This window comes from Vibrio sp. (assembly GCF_050299255.1).
Classification (GTDB): Bacteria; Pseudomonadota; Gammaproteobacteria; order Enterobacterales; family Vibrionaceae; genus Vibrio.
Genome location: NZ_JBNKVP010000143.1, coordinates 1 through 3717, shown reverse-complemented (window position 1 = coordinate 3717; position 3717 = coordinate 1). Strand labels below are relative to the sequence as shown.

At 50.0% G+C, this 3717-nt stretch carries 1 protein-coding gene and 1 pseudogene; one reads left to right on the top strand and one right to left on the bottom strand.

Annotated elements, in window-relative coordinates:
• A pseudogene (locus ACQY6F_RS18430) lies at positions 1-593 on the top strand (choice-of-anchor X domain-containing protein); the annotation flags it as partial.
• 230 nt (positions 594-823) lie between these two features.
• Here ACQY6F_RS18430 and gcvP read toward each other — a convergent pair.
• Positions 824-3688, bottom strand: coding sequence for an aminomethyl-transferring glycine dehydrogenase (gcvP, locus tag ACQY6F_RS18425; RefSeq protein WP_428776531.1), 2865 nt, complete (start codon positions 3686-3688; stop codon positions 824-826).
• Positions 3689-3717 lie beyond the last annotated feature (29 nt).

Here is a 3717-nt window from a genome sequence, read left to right as displayed (position 1 = left end):
GTGTTGATTCTTATCGACAAAGTATCCTGGGGAAAACGACGTACTATAAATCATCTGACTTTTACCCTCCTGTTAATACCACGTTGTATTCCACTTTATTTGGGTTAGAAAGAGTAAATTGGCAAAGCGTACCTGCTTCAAATGTCGTTCAGCCTCGCGTTGGTGGATACCTTAGATCAGGAGCATCAGTGCCATATGACTTTGAAACGTTGGTACATTTTGACTTAAGTGAGATTAAAGGCAAAATTATCAAAGCAACTCTTCTTGTCGAGTTTGGTGACTCTACTCTGAAGTTCCCGTTTAACAATGTTATAGCGAATATAGTGAATCAGGACTGGTCTGAACAAAACGTAACCTATGATACATTTTGTGACTCGTTTACTATATGCCTGCCTTGGGAGCATCCTATTGGGTCATTCAATAATGTGGAGAATGGCCAAACGTTTAAGCTATCTAATTCTGAACTAGTGGAAACGATAAATAAAAAACGAGCTGCAGGTGATATTAGTATTGATTTTGTTGTCACATCAGCACCTTATGAAAGAAGTTACTTTGCAAACATTGAGAGTGTTTCCTTGTTCATTGAGTACTAGACAGTTTGGATGTGAGAGTTGGCCATATCTCTATCCATTGGTGTGTTGATAGGTTGTTCAAGTTGCTCAGATGAACGAATATCTCCGTTAATACTGCCCAAACGGAGCAAAGGAAGTTACTGCTCTCCAATCTAGAGTATCTATTAATGGAGAAACAAAAAGGCGAACTTCTCAGTTCGCCTTTTAAGTCTATCGAAGCCCAATCAACTTCTTTTGCTATCAACAACCAATCAATCTTCGTAGTTGTCGATGCTTGGGCAAGAACAGATCAGGTTACGGTCACCGTAGACGTTGTCGACTCGGTTTACTGTTGGCCAGTATTTCCAGGACTTAGTCGCAGGTGATGGGAAGCAGCCCAGTTCACGTGAGTAAGGACGCTGCCACTCTTCGCTGGCCAGATCCACTTGGGTGTGCGGAGCATTAACCAGTGGGTTGTCGTCCAGCGGCCATTCACCGACTTTCACCTTGTTCATCTCTTCACGAATCGCGATCATCGCGTCGCAGAAACGATCCAGCTCTTCCAGGTCTTCAGACTCAGTTGGTTCTACCATCAGAGTTCCGGCAACCGGGAAAGACATGGTTGGCGCATGGAAACCGTAGTCCATCAGACGCTTAGCGATGTCTTCTTCGCTGATGCCTGTTTCTTCTTTCAGCGGACGAATGTCGATAATACATTCGTGTGCCACGCGACCGTTGCTGCCACGGTAGAGAACCGGGTAGTGCGGACGCAGACGCTCCATCACGTAGTTGGCATTCAAAATCGCAACTTTGGTTGCATCAGCCAGGCCTTCTGCGCCCATCATAGCGATGTAAGCCCAGGAGATTGGCAGGATAGAAGCACTACCCAAATCTGCTGCAGAAACCGCGTAATCTTCACCTTCAACACCGTTTTCGATGTGACCAGGCAGGAATGGAGCCAGGTGAGATTTAACACCGATAGGACCCATACCCGGACCGCCGCCACCGTGTGGGATACAGAAGGTTTTGTGCAGGTTCAGGTGCGATACGTCAGAACCGATGAAGCCAGGAGAAGTCAGGCCAACCTGAGCGTTCATGTTTGCGCCGTCCATGTATACCTGGCCGCCAGCGGCGTGAACCATTTCGCATACTTGTTTCACTTGCTCTTCGTACACACCGTGGGTAGACGGGTAAGTGATCATGATACTGGACAGGTTGTCTTTGTGTTTCTCGATCTTATCTGCCAGATCATTGATATCGACGTTACCTTCGCTGTCGCATTTCACAACCACAACTTTCATCGACACCATAGAAGCCGTGGCCGGGTTAGTACCGTGCGCAGAGCTTGGGATCAAGCAAACATTACGGTGACCTTCGCCGCGGCTCTGGTGGTAGCGCTGGATTGCGATAAGACCAGCGTATTCGCCAGAAGCACCTGAGTTAGGCTGCAGTGAGAATGCATCGTAGCCGGTGATTTCACACAGTTTTTCTTTCAGGTCTTTCGCCAGTGCAGTGTAACCCGCCGCCTGTTCGATAGGCGCGTATGGGTGGATAGAACCGAACTCTGGCCAGGTAACCGGAATCATTTCCGCAGCCGCGTTCAGTTTCATGGTACAGCTGCCCAGTGGGATCATACCGTGAGTCAGTGAGAAGTCTTTGTTTTCCAGCTGCTTCAGGTAGCGCATCATCTGAGTTTCGCTGTGATGCGTGTTGAATACCGGGTGAGTCAGGTATTCACTGCTACGACGGCAGTTTTCTGGAATTGCGGCAAATTCATTGGCTGCGATTTCGCCAGACAGGTCAGCGACGTTTTCTTTCACGCCGAAGATCGCGAACAGCGCTTCGATGTCGTCAGTAGTGGTCGTTTCGTCGAAGCTGATGCCCAGTTTGCCATCCAGCTTACGCAGGTTGATATCAGCCTGCTGCGCTTTGGTGTACAGCGCTTCGGTCTGCTCACCGGTATTGATGGTGATGGTATCGAAGAAGCTGTTGTGCGCCAGTTCAAATCCTGCTTTAGTCAGACCCGCGGCCAGAATAGCAGTCATGTGGTGAGTACGGCGAGCGATAGTACGCAGACCTTCCGCACCGTGGTATACCGCGTAGAACGCTGCCATGTTGGCCAGCAGTGCCTGCGCAGTACAGATGTTTGATGTCGCTTTTTCGCGGCGAATGTGCTGCTCACGAGTCTGCATCGCCATACGCAGTGCTTGATTGCCTTTCGAGTCGATAGAGACACCGATCACGCGGCCTGGCATGGTACGTTTGTGCTTGTCGCGGGTAGCCATAAAGGCAGCGTGTGGACCGCCGTAACCCATAGGTACGCCGAAGCGCTGCGCCGAACCGATCACCACGTCTGCGCCCATTTCACCGGCCGGTTTCAGCAGGGCTGATGCCAGCAGGTCGGTCGCGACAGTAACGACGGTTTTGTTGGCTTGTGCTTTGGCGATGATGTCGGTCAGATCGCGCACTTCACCGGTCGTGTTCGGGTATTGCAGCAGGGCACCGAATACATCCTGCTCTGGCAGGGTTTCTAGTGGTGCAACCACTACTTCAAAGCCGATGAATCCAGCACGGGTTTTAACGACTTCGATCGTTTGTGGATGAACGTCATCCGCAACGAAAAATACTTTGCTCTTGCTCTTACCGGCACGCTGACACAGAGTCATCGCTTCTGCAGCGGCGGTCGCTTCGTCCAGCAGAGAGGCGTTGGCGATATCCATGCCAGTCAGGTCCATGACCATTTGCTGGTAGTTCAGCAGTGCTTCCAGGCGGCCCTGTGAAATCTCTGGTTGGTATGGCGTGTAAGCCGTGTACCAGCCTGGGTTTTCCAGTACGTTACGCAGGATCACGTTTGGCGTGAAGGTGTTGTAGTAACCCTGGCCAATAAAGGTGCGTTTCACCTGGTTTTGGTCTGCGAATGCTTTCATCGCAGCCAGCATATCGGCTTCGCTCTTGGCTTCTGCCATTGTCATTGGTTTTTCTAGGCGAATTTGTGCCGGTACAGTCTGCTCAATCAGAGCGTCCAGGCTGCTGACATTAATCGCATCCAGCATTTTTTGCTGGTCAGATTTATTCGGTCCGTTATGGCGGGCAACGAACTCGTTTTGTGTGCTGAGGCTTTGCAGTAATTCAGTCATGTTTCCTATACCTTCCTTTCAAAGGTTCC

Excerpts from the sequence above, each read along its gene's own strand:
- gcvP (WP_428776531.1), bottom strand. The coding sequence starts at position 3,688 with ATGACTGAATTACTGCAAAGCCTCAGCACACAAAACGAGTTCGTTGCC.